Source organism: Hansschlegelia zhihuaiae (assembly GCF_004103825.1).
GTDB lineage: Bacteria > Pseudomonadota > Alphaproteobacteria > Rhizobiales > Methylopilaceae > Methylopila > Methylopila zhihuaiae.
Genome location: NZ_RYFI01000003.1, coordinates 184,499 through 199,432, shown reverse-complemented (window position 1 = coordinate 199,432; position 14,934 = coordinate 184,499). Strand labels below are relative to the sequence as shown.

The window sequence follows — 14,934 nt, the reverse complement described above, 5'->3', positions numbered from 1 at the left end:
GCCATGGACACGATCCTCCACGTCCTGCTGATCCTCGCCCAGAGCCTCGCGCTGCTGGTCGCGCTGCTGGTCTTCATCGCCTACATCCTGCTCGCCGACCGCAAGGTCTGGGCGGCCGTGCAGCTTCGCCGCGGGCCGAACGTCGTCGGGCCCTTCGGGCTGTTCCAGTCCTTCGCCGACCTGCTGAAGTTCGTGCTGAAGGAGCCGGTGATCCCGTCGAGCGCGAACAAGGGCGTGTTCCTGCTCGCCCCGCTCATCGCCTGCTTCCTGGCGCTCGCGGCCTGGGCCGTGATCCCGCTCGCCGACGGCTGGGCGATCGCCGACCTCAATGTCGGGATCCTCTACGTGTTCGCGATCTCGTCGCTCGGCGTCTACGGCGTCATCATGGGCGGCTGGGCGTCGAACTCGAAATATCCGTTCCTCGGCGCGCTGCGCTCGGCCGCCCAGATGGTCTCCTACGAGGTCTCGATCGGCTTCGTGATCATCACCGTGCTGCTGATCGTCGGCTCGCTGAACCTCTCGGACATCGTGCGGGCGCAGGATACCGCGGCCGGCGTCTTCGGCTGGTACTGGCTGCCGCTGTTCCCGATGTTCGTGGTGTTCTTCATCTCCGCGCTCGCCGAGACCAACCGGCCGCCCTTCGACCTGCCCGAGGCGGAGTCCGAGCTCGTCGCGGGCTTCATGACCGAATACGCCTCGACGCCCTATCTGCTGTTCATGCTGGGCGAGTACGTGGCCATCATGACCATGTGCGCGCTGACCACGATCCTGTTCCTCGGCGGCTGGCTGTCGCCGATCCCGTTCCCGCCCTTCACCTGGATCCCGGGCGTGTTCTGGTTCGTGGGGAAGATGTGCCTGGTGTTCTTCATGTTCGCCATGGTGAAGGCCTTCGTGCCGCGCTACCGCTACGACCAGCTGATGCGGCTCGGCTGGAAGGTGTTCCTGCCGATCTCGCTCGCGATGGTGGTGATCGTCGCCGCGGTGCTGCAGATCACGGGGTGGGCGGGGCAGGGGGCCGGGTGACGCCGGGCGTTGTCGGCGCGGCTTTCGGCGCGCTGGCCGGCCTCGGGCTCGGAATCGTCGGCGCGAAGGCGCTGAACGGCGCGCTCGACTGGCAGATTGCAAGGGCGTCCGAGGAGGACGCGATGAAGTTCACGACGATCCGCCGCTACGCCGGTCCGATCGTCATCGCGACGACGATCGCGGAGGTCGCGGTCGTGGGCTACGTCGCGGCGGAAGTTCTCTGGGGCTGAAGCGGCCCCGAAACGACGAAGGTTTTCGAGATGCGGCTCGACCAGGCTGCCCGATCGCTGTTCCTGAAGGAGTTCGTGTCGGCGTTCTTCCTGTCGATGCGCTATTTCTTCCGCGAAAAGGCGACCATCAACTACCCGTTCGAGAAAGGCGCGATCTCGCCGCGCTTCCGGGGGGAGCACGTCCTGCGCCGCTACCCGAACGGCGAGGAGCGCTGCATCGCGTGCAAGCTCTGCGAGGCGATCTGCCCGGCGCAGGCCATCACCATCGAGGCGGGCCCGCGCCGCAACGACGGCACGCGCCGCACGACGCGTTACGACATCGACATGGTGAAGTGCATCTATTGCGGCTTCTGCCAGGAGGCGTGCCCGGTGGACGCCATCGTCGAGGGGCCGAACTTCGAGTTTGCGACAGAGACCCGCGAGGAGCTCTATTACGACAAGGAGCGCCTGCTCGCGAATGGCGACCGCTGGGAGCGCGAGATCGCCCGCCGCATCGCCCTCGACGCGCCGTGGCGGTGAGCGGAATGAAGTTGGCTCTCCACGCCCCATCATGCCCACGCGCAGCGCGGGTATCCACGACTGTCTTGGGCGTCGGGCCCTGCCTCGAAGTCGTGGATACCCGGACTTCGTCCGGGCATGACGGTTTCAGCCGCCCCGCGCCTTTACGTTCGGACGCCGACCCCGTACTCAGCCCCCGCGCCGCCGGACTCGGCCCGAGGATCGCCGCATGACCCTGCCAGCCCTGTTCTTCTATCTCTTCGCGAGCATGACCGTCGCGGCCGGGCTGATGGTCATCTCGTCCAAGAATCCGGTCCACTCCGTCCTCTTCCTCATCCTCGCCTTCGTGAACGCCGCGGGCCTGTTCGTGCTGATGGGCGCGGAGTTCCTCGCGATGATCCTCGTCGTGGTCTATGTCGGCGCGGTCGCGGTGCTGTTCATGTTCGTGACCATGATGCTCGACGTCGACTTCGCCGAGCTGCGCGACGGCTTCCTGCAATATCTGCCGGTCGGCGTGCTGGTCGGGCTGATCATGCTGTCGGAGCTGGTGCTGGTCGTGGGCGCCTGGGCGACCTCCGGGGCGCTTCCGAAGACGGAGGCGCGGGCGCCGATCCCGACCGACGTCACCAACGCCGAGGCGCTCGGCCGGGTGCTCTACACGGACCACATCCTGCTGTTCCAGGCGGCCGGCCTCGTGCTGCTCGTCGCAATGGTGGGCGCGATCGTGCTGACGCTGCGCGAGCGCCGGGCGGGCGTGAAGCGGCAGGACATCGCGACCCAGGTGGCGCGCGGGCCCGCGACCGCGATCGAGGTCGTGAAGGTGCGGTCGGGCGAGGGGATTCCGGGATGACGGTCTCGCTCGAGCATTATCTCGTCGTCGCCGCGATCCTGTTCACGCTCGGGGTCTTCGGCATCTTCCTGAACCGGAAGAACGTGATCGTCATCCTGATGTCGATCGAGCTCATCCTGCTCGCCGTGAACATCAATCTCGTCGCGTTCTCGACTCATATGGGCGACCTCACGGGCCAGGTCTTCGCACTGTTCGTGCTGACCGTGGCGGCCGCGGAGGCGGCGATCGGCCTTGCGATTTTGGTGGTCTATTTCCGCAACCGCGGCACCATCGCGGTCGAAGACATCAACCGGATGAAGGGCTGAGGACGGTCGGCTCATGTATCACCTGATCGTCTTCCTGCCGCTGCTCGGCGCCATCATCGCGGGGATCATCGCGCTCGCCGGCGCTCGCCAGCGGCATCCGGGCGCCATCGGCCCGGTCGACGCCTTCCATCATGGGCATGACGACCACGGCCACGGCGCGCATGGGCACGCCGACCATCACGGCCACGACGCCGCGCATCCGACCGGCGGCGACGAACTCACCCACGCGCATGACGACCATCACGACCACGGCCCGGTCGAGCCGGCGTCGGCAGGCTCGCGCGCCGCGGAGCTCGTGACGACCGGCCTGCTGATGGTTTCGGCGGTGCTGTCCTGGGTCGCTTTCTTCGACGTCGCCTGGGGCCACAACGACGCCCATGTCGAGGTGATGCGCTGGATCACGGCGGGCGCTCTCGAGGTCGACTGGGCGTTCCGCGTCGACACGCTGACCGCCGTGATGCTGGTCGTGGTCAACACGGTGTCGGCGCTCGTCCACCTCTACTCGATGGGCTACATGCACGAGGATCCGCACCGGCCGCGGTTCTTCGGCTACCTCTCGCTCTTCACCTTCGCCATGCTGATGCTGGTGACGTCGGACAACCTCGTCCAGATGTTCTTCGGCTGGGAGGGCGTCGGCCTTGCGAGCTATCTGCTGATCGGCTTCTGGTACAAGAAGCCCTCGGCGAACGCCGCCGCCATCAAGGCCTTCGTGGTCAACCGGGTCGGCGATTTCGGCTTCGCGCTCGGCATCTTCGCCTGCTTCGTGATCTTCGACTCGGTGCGGTTCGAGGCGATCTTCGCGGCGGCTCCGGGCGCCGCGGAGAAGAGCATCAACTTTCTTGGCCATGACTGGCCGGCGCTGACCGTCATCTGCCTTCTGCTGTTCATGGGCGCGATGGGCAAGTCGGCGCAGCTCGGGCTGCACACCTGGCTGCCCGACGCGATGGAGGGCCCGACCCCGGTCTCGGCGCTGATCCACGCCGCCACCATGGTGACGGCCGGCGTCTTTCTCGTGGCGCGCATGTCGCCGCTGTTCGAGCACTCCGCGACGGCGCTCTCGGTCGTCACGGTGGTGGGCGGCGCGACCGCGATCTTCGCCGCGACCGTCGGCCTCGTGCAGAACGACATCAAGCGCGTCATCGCCTATTCGACCTGCTCGCAGCTCGGCTACATGTTCGTCGCGCTCGGCGTCGGGGCCTATGGCGTCGGCATCTTCCACCTGTTCACCCACGCCTTCTTCAAGGCGCTGCTGTTCCTCGGCTCGGGCTCCGTCATCCATGCGATGCATCACGAGCAGGACATGCGGAAGATGGGCGGGCTGCGCCGCCTGATCCCGACCACCTACTGGATGATGGTGATCGGCACGCTCGCGCTGACCGGCTTCCCGTTGACGGCCGGCTACTTCTCCAAGGACGCGGTCATCGAGGCGGCGTACGCGGCCCACACCGGCCCGGGCATGTTCGGCTTCTGGATGACGGTGCTGGCCGCGCTGCTGACCTCGTTCTACTCGTGGCGTCTGATCTTCATGACGTTCCACGGCGCGCCCAGGGCCTCGCTCGACACGATGAGCCATGTCCATGAGAGCCCGAAGGTGATGCTCGCGCCGCTCTTCATCCTCGCGGCAGGGGCGCTGCTCGCGGGCCTCGTGTTCCACGGCGTCTTCATCGGCCACGAGGAGAAGGAGTTCTGGCGCGAGGCGATCTTCCGCTCTGAAGCGAACGAGATCATCCACCACATGCACGAGGTCCCGTTTTGGGTGGTGGCCTCGCCCTTCGTGATGATGGTCGTGGGTTTCGCGGTCGCCTGGATGTTCTACATCCGTCGCCCGGACCTGCCGGCCCGGCTCGCGAGGAGCCAGGAGCTCATCTACGACTTCCTGCTCAACAAGTGGTATTTCGACGAGCTCTACGACCTGATCTTCGTCCGCCCCGCCAAGGCGATCGGCCGCTTCCTCTGGAAGACCGGCGACGGCCGCATCATCGACGGGCTCGGGCCGGACGGCGTCTCGGCGCGCGTGATCAACGTGACCAACCAGGTCGTGCGGCTGCAGACCGGCTATCTCTACCACTACGCCTTCGCGATGCTGATCGGCGTCGCGGCTCTCTTCACCTGGTTCATGGTGCGGGGGCACTGATGCCGGACTTGCGGTTCCACCGGTCCGATTTGGGCGACAGGCGGCGATATCCGTCATGCCTGGCCGAAGGCCGGGTATCCACGACTTTGACGTGGAGCGGTTGCGAGGAAGTCGTGGATACCCGCGCTGCGCGCGGGCATGACGGCGGCGTAGGTTGCGAGGGATCAGCCCGATGACCGACTGGCCGATCCTTTCGCTCATCACCTTCCTGCCGCTCGTCGGCGTCTTCTTCCTGCTGATGATCCGCGGGGAGGACGAGGCGTCGCTCGGCAATATCCGGCACGTCGCGCTCTGGACCACGGTCGTGACCTTTGTGGTCTCGCTCGTGCTTTGGGCGAAGTTCGACTTCGACAATCCAGGCTTCCAGTTCGTCGAGCAGGCCGAATGGCTCGGCGGCTCGGTGACGTACAAGATGGGCGTCGACGGCATCTCGACCCCCTTCATCATTCTCACCGCCTTCCTGATGCCGTTCTGCATCCTGGCCTCGTGGCGCTCGATCATGGTGCGGGTGCGCGAATACATGATCGCGTTCCTGGTGCTCGAGACGCTGATGATCGGCGTGTTCTGCGCGCTCGACCTCGTGCTGTTCTACCTGTTCTTCGAGGGCGGGCTGATCCCGATGTTCCTGATCATCGGCATCTGGGGCGGCAAGCGGCGGGTCTACGCCAGCTTCAAGTTCTTCCTCTACACGCTGCTCGGCTCGCTCTTGATGCTGGTCGGCATCCTGGCGATGTACGGGACCGCCGGCACGACCGACATCCAGGCGCTGCTCGCCTACAAGTTCCCGGCCGGCATGCAGACCTGGCTCTGGCTCGGCTTCTTCGCCTCCTTCGCGGTGAAGATGCCGATGTGGCCGGTCCACACCTGGCTGCCCGACGCCCATGTCGAGGCGCCGACCGCGGGCTCGGTGATCCTGGCCGGCATCCTGCTCAAGATGGGCGGCTACGGCTTCCTGCGCTTCTCGCTGCCGATGTTCCCGCTGGCGAGCGAGTATTTCGCGCCCTTCGTGTTCACGCTGTCGATCGTCGCGATCATCTACACCTCGCTGGTCGCGCTGATGCAGGAGGACGTGAAGAAACTGATCGCCTATTCGTCTGTCGCCCATATGGGCTTCGTGACGATGGGGATCTTCGCCATGAACCCTCAGGGGGTGCAGGGCGCGGTGTTCCAGATGGTCAGCCACGGCATCGTGTCGGGCGCGCTGTTCCTGTGCGTCGGCGTCGTCTACGACCGGATGCACACCCGCGAGATCGCGGCCTTTGGAGGGCTCGTGAACCGCATGCCGTGGTACGCGGCGGTCTTCATGGTGTTCACCATGGCCAATGTCGGCCTGCCCGGCACGAGCGGATTCGTGGGCGAGTTCCTGACGCTGATCGGCGCCTTCAAGGCCAACACCTGGGTCGCGTTCTTCGCCACGACCGGCGTCATCCTGTCCGCGGGCTACGCGCTCTGGCTCTACCGCAAGGTGATCTTCGGCGAGATGACCAAGCCGGCGCTCGAGGGCATCCCCGACCTCAACCGCCGCGAGGTCGCGATCCTCGCGCCGCTGGTGATCCTGACGGTGCTGTTCGGCGTCTGGCCGGCACCGGTGCTCGACATGTCGGCGGCCTCGGTCGACGGCATCCTGAACCAGACCCAGGCCGCGATCGAGGCGGCCGGCAAGACGGCCGAAGCGGTGGGACGATAATGGACGCTTCGCTCCCTCATTTCGCGCTCGCCCTGCCCGAGATTTCCCTCGCGGTCGGCTCGCTCGTCCTGATCGTCCTGGGCGCCGTGCTGGGCGATCGCGCGACCTCGCTGATCAACGGGCTCGCGCTCGCGCTGATCGCGCTCGCGACCGCGCTTGTCATCGGCGCGCCGGTGACGACCGAGCCCACCTTCGGCGGCGGCTTTACGGCCGACGCCTTCGCGCGCTTCATGAAGGTCCTGGCCTATGTGTCGGCCTTCGCGGCGCTCGCGCTGTCCTTCGACTACATGAAGCGCGAGAACTTCGCCCGCTACGAATACGCGATCCTCGTGGTGCTCTCGACGCTCGGCATGTCGCTGATGGTGTCGGCCAGCGACCTGATCTCGCTCTATCTCGGCCTCGAGCTGCAGAGCCTCGCGCTCTACGTGATCGCCGCGATCCATCGCGACGACATCCGCTCGACCGAGGCCGGGCTCAAATATTTCGTCCTCGGCGCGCTGTCGTCCGGCATGCTGCTCTACGGCGCGTCGCTGATCTACGGCACCACCGGCGCGGTCGCCTTCGCGGACATCGCCGAGACGCTCAAGGACGGCGAGACCTCGCTCGGCCTCGTCTTCGGCATCGTGTTCCTGCTCGCGGGCTTCGCGTTCAAGATCTCGGCGGTGCCGTTCCACATGTGGACGCCGGACGTCTATGAGGGCGCGCCGACGCCGATCACCGCCTTCTTCGCCTCCGCCACCAAGGTCGCGGGCGTCGCGATGTTCGTGCGGGCCGTCTCCGAGGCGTTGCCGGGCGTCGTCACGGAGTGGCGCCAGGTCGTGGTGTTCGTCGCCATCGCGTCCATGGCGCTCGGCTCCTTCGCGGCGATCGGCCAGAAGAACCTGAAGCGCCTGATGGCCTACTCGTCGATCGGGCACATGGGCTACGTGCTGGTCGGCCTCGCGGCCGGAACGCCCGAGGGCGTGCGCGGCGTCGCGATCTATGCGGCGATCTATGTCGCGATGACGCTCGGGGCCTTCGCCTGCATCCTGTCGATGCGGGTCGGCGACCGCTACGTCGAGTCGATCGACGACCTCGCAGGGCTGTCGCGCACCAAGCCGGCCATGGCCTTCGTGCTCGCCATGATCCTGTTCTCGCTCGCCGGCATCCCGCCGCTCGCGGGCTTCTTCGCCAAGTTCTACGTGTTCTACGCCGCCGTGAACGCGGGGCTCACGACGCTCGCGGTCATCGGCTTCGTGCTGAGCGTGGTGGGGGCGTTCTATTATCTGAGGATCGTCAAGATCATCTATTTCGACGAGCCGACCGTCGAGTTCGCGCCGATGACGCCCGCGGCCAAGGCGGTGCTGACGATCGCGGGCGGCTTCACGATCCTCTATTTCGTCTATCCCGCTCCGCTCACGATGGCCGCCACGGCGGCCGCGCAGTCGCTGTTTTGAGGGGCGGCCGTTGAGCGCTCCCCTCATGTCCTGGCCGCAGCGAAGCGGAGAGCCGGGACCCATCAGCGCCATGAAATCCGTGCTCGCTCGGAGTTCGCCGGCGCTGCCCTGTAGGACGCCGCGCTTATGGGTCCCGGCTCAAGGCCGGGACATCAGCGCATCGCATCCGGCGTTTTCCGCATGAGCTTCGCGCTCGGACCCGTGGCGCGGGAGGCGGGGCACGACCTCGCGGCCTATGACACCGTCGGCTCGACCAACGCCGAGGCGATGACGCTCGCGCGCGAGGGCAGGGCGCCGGTTTGGGTCGCGGCCCGCGCGCAGACCGACGGCCGCGGCCGCCGCGGCCGCCGCTGGGAGACCGCGCGCGGCAACCTCGCGGCGAGCTTCGCGCTGATGACGGCGGCCCCTCCGGAGACCGCGGCCTCGCTCGGCTTCGTGGCGGGACTGGCGCTCGAACAGGCGCTCCGCGAGGTCGCGGCGTCGCTCTCGCCCCGCACGGCCCGGCCCGAGCTCAAATGGCCGAACGACGTGATCGTCGACGGCAAGAAGCTCGCAGGCATCCTGCTCGAGGCCGATCTGCTGGCGGAGGGCCGCCTCGCGGTCGTGGTCGGGGTCGGGGTCAATGTCGTCGCGGCCCCGGAGGCCCTGCCTTACCCTGCGACTTCGCTCGCCGAGCGCGGCGACACGGCGAGCGCCGAGGATCTGTTCGAACGACTGTCCGACACTTTCGTCACCTGGCTCGACACCTGGGACGAGGGCGCGGGTCTGCCGGCGATCCGCAAGGCCTGGATGGCGCGCGCCGCCGGTCTCGGCGCCGAAGTCGAGGTCGATCTCGGCGGCCGGGTCATCCGCGGCCGGTTCGAGTCGCTCGACGACCGCGGCCGCCTCGTGCTCCGCGCGCCGACGGGGATCGCCACCGCGGTCTCGGCCGGCGACGTCTATTTTGGTTCCGCGGCCACCATCCGCGTTGAAGGATAAGCTATTGGCTGAGGATTTAGTGTTCGTCCCGCTTGGCGGCGTGGGCGAGATCGGCATGAACATCGGCCTTTACGGCTACGGGCAGGGCGCGCGCCGCCGCTGGCTGATCGTCGATTGCGGCGTGATCTTCGGCGACCCGGCGCTGACCCCCGGGATCGACCTCATCCTGCCCGACATCCGCTTCGCGCGGTCCCAGCGCAATTCGATCGAGGCCCTGGTCCTCACCCACGCCCATGAGGACCATTACGGCGCGGTGCTCGACCTCTGGCCCGAGCTCAAATGCCCAGTCTACGCGACGCCCTTCGCGGCCGCGATGCTTGAGGCCAAGCGCGCCTCCGAGCGCGACGCCCCCAAGGTCGAGGTCAGGGAGATCCCGCAGGGCGGGCGCTTCACGGCCGGACCCTTCGAGGTCGAGTTCGTGCCGGTCGCGCATTCCATCCCGGAATCGAACGCGCTCGCGATCCGCACGCCCGCCGGCCTCGTGGTCCACACCGGCGACTGGAAGATCGACCAGACGCCCGTCATCGGCCTGCCGACCGACGAGGCGCGCATGCGCGAACTCGGCGACGAGGGCGTCTCGGCCGTCATCGGCGACTCGACCAATGCGCTGCGCGAGGGCGCCTCGGCCTCCGAGATGGACGTGGCGGCGAGCCTCGCCGAACTGATCCGCACGGCGCCGGGCCGCGTGGCCGTCACCACCTTCGCGTCCAATGTCGGGCGGCTCCGCGCCGTCGCGGACGCCGCGCTCGCAGCCGACCGGCAGGTCGTGCTGATCGGCCGCGCCATGCGCCGCGCCGCTGACGTCGGCCGCATGCTCGGCTATTTCGACGGCGTCCCCGACTTCCTCGAGCCCGCAGCCTATGGCTATCTGCCGCGCGACAAGGTGGTGGCGCTGATGACCGGCAGCCAGGGCGAGCCGCGGGCCGCGCTCGCCCGCGTCGCGCAGGGCGACCATCCGGAGGTGACGCTCAGCAAAGGCGATCGTGTGATCTTCTCGTCGCGGGCGATCCCCGGCAACGAGAAGGCCATCGGGCGCATCGTCAACGGGCTGATCGCCGGCGGCGCGGAGGTCATCACCGACCGCACCCATTTCGTCCATGTCTCCGGCCACCCGCGGCGCGAAGAGATCGCGATGCTCTATGGCTGGCTGAAGCCGAAGCTCGTGGTGCCGGTCCATGGCGAGGAGCTCCACATGTTCGAGCATGCGGAGTTCGCGAAATCGGTCCAGACGCCCGCGGTCGCGCGGGTCGGCGACGGGCAGATGATCCGCGTCGCCGGCGGTCCGCCCGAGATCGTCGACGAGGTCGTGACCGGCCGCATGCTGAAGGACGGGAAGGTGCTGGTCTACGCGACCGAGTCCACCATCGGCGAACGCCGCAAGCTCGCCTTCGCGGGCGTGGTCTCGGTCGCGCTTGCGATCGACGAGCTCGGCGACGTCGCGGGCGATCCGGAGGTCCGCTTCACCGGCCTTCCGCCGCGCGACGACGAGGGCGAGCCGATGGCCGAGGTCATCCGCGACACCGTGCTCGACTGCCTCGACGGACTGCCGCGGCCGAAGCGGCGCGACGCCAACGCGGTCCAGTCCGCAATCGAACGGGCGGTGAGGGGCGAGCTCAACATGGTCTGGGGCAAGAAGCCGGTTTGCCACGTGACCGTGCTCAGCGTATGAGCGCCTCGATGAGGCGCGTCATCCCGGCCGAGCGCAGCGAGTGCCGGGATTGTCGTCAGATCGAGCGCCTTGTCCTGAAGACGATCCCGGATCTGCGCGGCTTCGCCGCTTTTCCGGGATGACGGATCATCCCGGAGCGAGACAATGATCGGCCGCCTGAACCATGTCGCGATCGCGGTGCCGGACCTCGAGGCCGCGACTGCGGTCTATCGGGACACTCTGGGCGCACGGGTCACGCCCGCGACCGAGCAGCCCGAGCACGGCGTGACCGTCGTGTTCATTGAGCTGCCCAACACCAAGATCGAGCTGCTCGAGCCGCTCGGCGAGAAATCGCCGATCCAGGCCTTTCTCGACCGTTCGCCGGCCGGCGGCATCCACCATGTCTGCTACGAGGTCGACGACATCCTGGCCGCGCGCGACCAGCTGAAGGCGCAAGGAGCCCGCGTGCTCGGCGACGGCGAGCCCAAGATCGGGGCCCATGGCAAGCCGGTGCTGTTCCTCCATCCGAAGGACATGCTCGGCACACTGGTGGAGCTCGAACAGGCTTGATCTTTTCGGCAGTCAGCTGGGCCGCGGTCTATTTCGTCGTGTGGTGGACGACGCTGTTCGCGGTTCTGCCCTTCGGGGTGCGGAATCAGGTTGACGAGGGCGAGATCACGCCCGGCACCGAGCCCGGCGCCCCTGTCCGCGCGCCGATCGGACGGATCCTGCTCGTGACGACGATCGTCGCCTCCCTGATTTTCGCGGCGCTCTATGCGCTGCTGACGCAGGACGTCTTCGGTCTGGACGACATTCCCTTCCTGCCGAAATTCGAAAAGGTCGGCTGACTGACCCGCGGCCGGCACGCCTTGCGGGCAAAAAAAAGCAAGGCCGAAGCCTTGCGTTTTTAAAGGTCAATCTTGTGTCCACTTCGATCCGGGCCGCGAGCGGTGCGGGACTTCGGCGCCGGCTCGTGCGGCGGCAGCCTTTCGGCGCGCCGCGTGGACATCCTCCCAAGACTTGGACCGTCGTTTGGCCGGCGAGGCAACGTCGCCGGCTGGCCCTTTCTTATGATCGGGACAATAGCCGCGGTTTTTTCATTTGTCACCACAATGTGCAGCGGGCGCCGAAAATTGAGGCGTCTCCGATCCCCCCCCGATCGGCGGGCGCCCGCCAGGCGCCGCCCTTGTGTTTCGAGCGATCATCGGCTTGTCTGCCGCGCGCGCCGCAGCCCGTTTCGCCGCTTGGCGCCTCTTCTCCTCGTGTCCGGACAGCCCGCATGCGCCTCAGCCGCTATTTTCTGCCCATCCTGCGCGACGCGCCCAAGGAAGCCGAGATCGTCTCGCATCGGCTGATGCTGCGCGCCGGCATGATCCGCCAGGAGGCCGCCGGCATCTACGCATGGCTTCCTCTGGGACTGCGGGTGCTGGACAAGATCTCGTCGATCGTGCGCGAGGAGCAGGACCGGGCCGGCGCGATCGAATGCCTGATGCCCACCATCCAGCTCGCCGACCTCTGGCGCGAGAGCGGCCGCTACGACGCCTATGGCGAGGAGATGCTGCGCATCAAGGACCGCCACGAGCGCGAGATGCTCTACGGCCCGACCAACGAGGAGATGATCACCGAGATCTTCCGCGCGGGCGTGCGATCCTACAAGGATCTTCCCAAAAACCTCTACCACATCCAGTGGAAGTTCCGGGACGAGCGCCGGCCGCGCTTCGGGGTCATGCGCTCGCGCGAGTTCCTGATGAAGGACGCCTATTCGTTCGATCTCGACCAGGCCGGCGCGCGGACCTCATACAACCGGATGTTCGTCGCTTATCTGAGGACCTTCGCGCGGCTCGGCCTCAAGTCGATCCCGATGCGCGCCGACACCGGCCCGATCGGCGGCGACCTCTCCCACGAGTTCATCATCCTGGCGAAGACCGGCGAGAGCGAGGTCTACTGTCACAAGGACTATCTCGACTTCGAGACGCCGCCCGAGACCGTGAATTTCGACGACGCGGCGGAGCTTCAGTCCTATTTCGACAAGTGGACCAGCCTCTACGCCGCCACCGACGAGATGCATGAGAAGGCCGAATTCGAGGCGATCTCCGAGGACAAGCGCGTCTCGGCGCGGGGCATAGAGGTCGGCCACATCTTCTATTTCGGGACCAAGTACTCCCTGCCGATGAAAGCGCTCGTCACGGGCCCCGACGGCAAGGACACGCCGGTCCATATGGGGTCTTACGGCATCGGCCCCTCGCGGCTCGCCGCGGCGATCATCGAGGCCGGCCATGACGATTCCGGCATCGTCTGGCCGGAGGCGGTCGCGCCGTTCCGCGTCGGGCTGGTCAATCTGAAGCCCGGCGACGCCGCGGTCGACGCCGCTTGCGAGGACCTCTACGCGAAGCTCGAGGCGGCCGGCGTCGACGTGCTCTATGACGACACCGACGAGCGTCCGGGCTCGAAGTTCGCCACCATGGACCTGATCGGCCTGCCGTGGCGCCTGGTGGTCGGGCCGAAGGGGCTCGCCTCCGGCCAGGTCGAGCTCAAGCGCCGTTCCGGCGGCGCAGCTGAGGCGCTTAGCCCGGAACAAGCGGTCGCGACCATTCTGGGCTGATCGCCCTGGGGCAGGCTTGCGCTGGCCGGATGCTCGGCCTGCGTCCAGAATGCGGGGTCGCCGGCGCTTGCGGCCGATTCGACGCCGCTCCCGTCACCTTCGTTAAGACGTATTTCGCAGGCTTACACGCCGCAAGGCGGCGCCCGGAAGCGAAGGGCGGCCGCATGGGTCCCCGAACGAGCCGTCCGACCGATGTCCCACGCCGCGACGCATGACGACCCGCCGATGGCGACGAAGCCGTTCGCGGCCTTCGAGTGGCTGATCGCCGGGCGCTATCTGCGCGCCCGCCGGAAAGAAGGCTTCATCTCGGTCATAGCCGGCTTCTCCTTCCTCGGCATCACGCTCGGCGTCGCCACGCTGATCATCGTTATGGCGGTGATGAACGGCTTCCGCACCGAGCTTCTCAACAAGATTCTCGGCATCAACGGCCATGTGGTGGCGCAGCCGCTCGACGGCCCGCTCACCGACTTCGCCCAGGTCGCGGAGCGGCTGTCCAAGGTCGCGGGCGTGAAATTCGCGATCCCGCTGGTCGAGGGACAGGCGCTCGCCTCCTCGCCCGCCGCCTCCAACGGCGTGCTGGTGCGGGGCCTGCGAGGACAGGACCTCGGCAAGCTCCAGCTCGTTTCCCGCACGGTGCGGGACGGCAGCCTCGAGGGCTTCGACGACGGCGGCGGCGTGCTGATCGGCCGGCGGCTCGCCGACCAGCTGGGGGTGAGGGCCGGCGACACAATCTCGCTGGTGAGCCCGCGCGGCGCCGTGACCCCTATGGGCGTCACGCCCCGCATCAAGGGCTACCGTGTGCAGGCGATCTTCGAGATCGGCATGTCGGAATATGACGCCGCCTTCGTGTTCCTGCCGTTCCAGGAGGCGCAGGCCTATTTCAACCGCGAGGACGACGCCTCCTCGATCGAGATCTATCTCGACCATCCCGACCGCGTCGACGACGTGAAGCCCAAGCTCCACGAGGCCGCGGGACGCGCCGTCTACCTGCTCGACTGGCGCGATCGCAACAAGACCTTCTTTTCCGCGCTCGAGGTCGAGCGCAACGTGATGTTCCTGATCCTGACGCTGATCGTGCTGGTCGCGGCGCTCAACATCATCTCGGGCCTCATCATGCTGGTGAAGGACAAGGGGCGCGACATCGCGATCCTGCGGACCATGGGCGCGACCCGCGGCGCCGTCATGCGGATCTTCCTGATCACCGGCGCCTCGATCGGCGTGATCGGGACGCTGGCGGGCTTCGCGCTCGGCATGATCGTGTGCTGGAACGTCGAGTCGATCCGCGCCTTTCTGGCCTATCTCACCGGCACCGAACTGTTTTCGCCCGAGGTCTATTTCCTGAGCCGGCTGCCCGCCGACCCGAACGTCGGCGAGACCGCGAGCGTGGTGCTGATGGCGCTCGCGCTGTCGGTGATCGCGACGCTCTATCCGTCCTGGCGGGCCGCCAAGCTCGATCCGGTCGAGGCGCTGCGCTACGAATGACCGACGACGCGACCTTCGAGACCTCCGGGACGGCAGGGGCAGGAGAGGGCGGCGAGCCGCC

The 14,934-nt window shown here is 67.3% G+C and carries 14 protein-coding genes; all 14 read left to right on the top strand.

The window, feature by feature from the left end:
* Positions 1–3 precede the first annotated feature (3 nt).
* The 14 genes from nuoH to EK403_RS04765 all read left to right on the top strand — a co-directional run bounded on the left by nuoH (position 4) and on the right by EK403_RS04765 (position 14,873).
* The gene (gene nuoH / locus EK403_RS04830) at positions 4–1,023 is read left to right on the top strand and encodes an NADH-quinone oxidoreductase subunit NuoH (RefSeq protein WP_128776363.1); all 1,020 of its coding nucleotides are present in this window, start codon (positions 4–6) and stop codon (positions 1,021–1,023) included.
* Complete coding sequence (locus EK403_RS04825) at positions 1,020–1,253, top strand: hypothetical protein (RefSeq protein ID WP_128776362.1); 234 nt, start codon at positions 1,020–1,022, stop codon at positions 1,251–1,253. The genes nuoH and EK403_RS04825 overlap by 4 nt, the downstream gene beginning before the upstream one ends.
* 30 nt (positions 1,254–1,283) lie before the next feature.
* A complete protein-coding gene (nuoI, locus tag EK403_RS04820; protein ID WP_128776361.1) occupies positions 1,284–1,772 on the top strand; it encodes an NADH-quinone oxidoreductase subunit NuoI in 489 nt (162 codons plus the stop codon).
* A 208-nt stretch (positions 1,773–1,980) separates the two neighbouring features.
* Positions 1,981–2,601: an NADH-quinone oxidoreductase subunit J gene (locus EK403_RS04815; protein WP_128776360.1), complete on the top strand. Its 621-nt coding sequence runs from the start codon at positions 1,981–1,983 to the stop codon at positions 2,599–2,601.
* Positions 2,598–2,906, top strand: coding sequence for an NADH-quinone oxidoreductase subunit NuoK (gene nuoK / locus EK403_RS04810; RefSeq protein WP_128776359.1), 309 nt, complete (start codon positions 2,598–2,600; stop codon positions 2,904–2,906). Before EK403_RS04815 ends, nuoK begins: the two co-directional genes overlap by 4 nt.
* 13 nt (positions 2,907–2,919) lie before the next feature.
* Positions 2,920–5,040, top strand: a complete 2,121-nt coding sequence (nuoL, locus tag EK403_RS04805; protein WP_128776358.1) for an NADH-quinone oxidoreductase subunit L — start codon at positions 2,920–2,922, stop codon at positions 5,038–5,040.
* A gap of 172 nt (positions 5,041–5,212) precedes the next feature.
* Positions 5,213–6,727 (top strand): NADH-quinone oxidoreductase subunit M, encoded by a 1,515-nt coding sequence (locus tag EK403_RS04800; protein ID WP_128776357.1) that lies wholly within the window; start codon positions 5,213–5,215, stop codon positions 6,725–6,727.
* On the top strand, positions 6,727–8,163 hold the full coding sequence (gene nuoN / locus EK403_RS04795; RefSeq protein ID WP_128776356.1) for an NADH-quinone oxidoreductase subunit NuoN: 1,437 nt from the start codon (positions 6,727–6,729) through the stop codon (positions 8,161–8,163). Before EK403_RS04800 ends, nuoN begins: the two co-directional genes overlap by 1 nt.
* 180 nt (positions 8,164–8,343) lie before the next feature.
* On the top strand, positions 8,344–9,141 hold the full coding sequence (locus tag EK403_RS04790; protein WP_128776355.1) for a biotin--[acetyl-CoA-carboxylase] ligase: 798 nt from the start codon (positions 8,344–8,346) through the stop codon (positions 9,139–9,141).
* Between the two features lie 55 nt (positions 9,142–9,196).
* On the top strand, positions 9,197–10,810 hold the full coding sequence (locus EK403_RS04785) for a ribonuclease J (protein WP_128776478.1): 1,614 nt from the start codon (positions 9,197–9,199) through the stop codon (positions 10,808–10,810).
* 144 nt (positions 10,811–10,954) lie between these two features.
* Positions 10,955–11,359, top strand: coding sequence for a methylmalonyl-CoA epimerase (gene mce / locus EK403_RS04780; RefSeq protein ID WP_128776354.1), 405 nt, complete (start codon positions 10,955–10,957; stop codon positions 11,357–11,359).
* Entirely contained in the window at positions 11,356–11,637 is a 282-nt protein-coding gene (locus tag EK403_RS04775; RefSeq protein ID WP_245479509.1) for a DUF1467 family protein, read from the top strand. The genes mce and EK403_RS04775 overlap by 4 nt, the downstream gene beginning before the upstream one ends.
* Before the next feature lie 431 nt (positions 11,638–12,068).
* Positions 12,069–13,391 (top strand): proline--tRNA ligase, encoded by a 1,323-nt coding sequence (gene proS, locus EK403_RS04770; protein WP_128776353.1) that lies wholly within the window; start codon positions 12,069–12,071, stop codon positions 13,389–13,391.
* A gap of 192 nt (positions 13,392–13,583) precedes the next feature.
* A complete protein-coding gene (locus tag EK403_RS04765) occupies positions 13,584–14,873 on the top strand; it encodes a lipoprotein-releasing ABC transporter permease subunit (RefSeq protein WP_128776352.1) in 1,290 nt (429 codons plus the stop codon).
* The last annotated feature ends 61 nt before the right edge of the window (positions 14,874–14,934 follow it).

Bases quoted from the DNA above. Each gene is read 5' to 3' on its own strand.
- nuoL (WP_128776358.1), top strand. From the start codon at position 2,920: ATGTATCACCTGATCGTCTTCCTGCCGCTGCTCGGCGCCATCATCGCG.
- EK403_RS04765 (WP_128776352.1), top strand. From the start codon at position 13,584: ATGTCCCACGCCGCGACGCATGACGACCCGCCGATGGCGACGAAGCCG.
- EK403_RS04815 (WP_128776360.1), top strand. From the start codon at position 1,981: ATGACCCTGCCAGCCCTGTTCTTCTATCTCTTCGCGAGCATGACCGTC.
- EK403_RS04785 (WP_128776478.1), top strand. From the start codon at position 9,197: ATGAACATCGGCCTTTACGGCTACGGGCAGGGCGCGCGCCGCCGCTGG.
- EK403_RS04790 (WP_128776355.1), top strand. From the start codon at position 8,344: ATGAGCTTCGCGCTCGGACCCGTGGCGCGGGAGGCGGGGCACGACCTC.
- nuoN (WP_128776356.1), top strand. From the start codon at position 6,727: ATGGACGCTTCGCTCCCTCATTTCGCGCTCGCCCTGCCCGAGATTTCC.
- nuoK (WP_128776359.1), top strand. From the start codon at position 2,598: ATGACGGTCTCGCTCGAGCATTATCTCGTCGTCGCCGCGATCCTGTTC.
- mce (WP_128776354.1), top strand. From the start codon at position 10,955: ATGATCGGCCGCCTGAACCATGTCGCGATCGCGGTGCCGGACCTCGAG.
- proS (WP_128776353.1), top strand. From the start codon at position 12,069: ATGCGCCTCAGCCGCTATTTTCTGCCCATCCTGCGCGACGCGCCCAAG.
- nuoH (WP_128776363.1), top strand. From the start codon at position 4: ATGGACACGATCCTCCACGTCCTGCTGATCCTCGCCCAGAGCCTCGCG.
- nuoI (WP_128776361.1), top strand. From the start codon at position 1,284: ATGCGGCTCGACCAGGCTGCCCGATCGCTGTTCCTGAAGGAGTTCGTG.
- EK403_RS04800 (WP_128776357.1), top strand. From the start codon at position 5,213: ATGACCGACTGGCCGATCCTTTCGCTCATCACCTTCCTGCCGCTCGTC.